The sequence below is a fragment of the Lentimicrobium sp. S6 genome (genome assembly GCF_013166635.1).
Lineage (GTDB): Bacteria > Bacteroidota > Bacteroidia > Bacteroidales > UBA12170 > UBA12170.
Genome location: NZ_JABKBZ010000287.1, coordinates 1 through 446 on the forward strand (window position 1 = coordinate 1; position 446 = coordinate 446).

The window sequence follows — 446 nt, forward strand, 5'->3', positions numbered from 1 at the left end:
AACGCTCCAATTTTAGCTCTTCACCTGCAATTGCAACTAAACAATATGTTATTATTGCCGTGTAAATCTGGATACGAACAGCATTTTCTGTGGTACCCCAAAATGATTTAACTTTTAAATGTTGTTTAATCCATTTGAAAAACAACTCAACTTGCCATCGGTTTTTATACAACAAAGCGACCTGTTTTGCTGTAGTATCCATATTATTGGTTAGGTAGATGAATGTTCGTGTAGTATCAGAATCATAGTATTTAATTCGTCTTATTTTTTCAGGGTAGTTTTTGGAAATATAGTATCCAGTAAGTCAACCTATTTGGTCTATTTTTACTCCATTGCCCTTATCTGCTTTGTTCGAATATATTCGACTAAATTTTAAATTTGATTTTGCTCGTATTACAAAATATGATGAAAGTTTGGTTATCTGATATAGACGCGTGAAGTCGACA

At 32.5% G+C, this 446-nt stretch carries 1 protein-coding gene; it reads right to left on the reverse strand.

Annotation, left to right across the window (positions count from 1 at the left end; translation table 11 throughout):
• A partial coding sequence (locus HNS40_RS22765) for a transposase (RefSeq protein WP_172284991.1) occupies positions 1 to 289 on the reverse strand: 289 nt, incomplete at its 3' end.
• Positions 290 to 446: the final 157 nt, after the last annotated feature.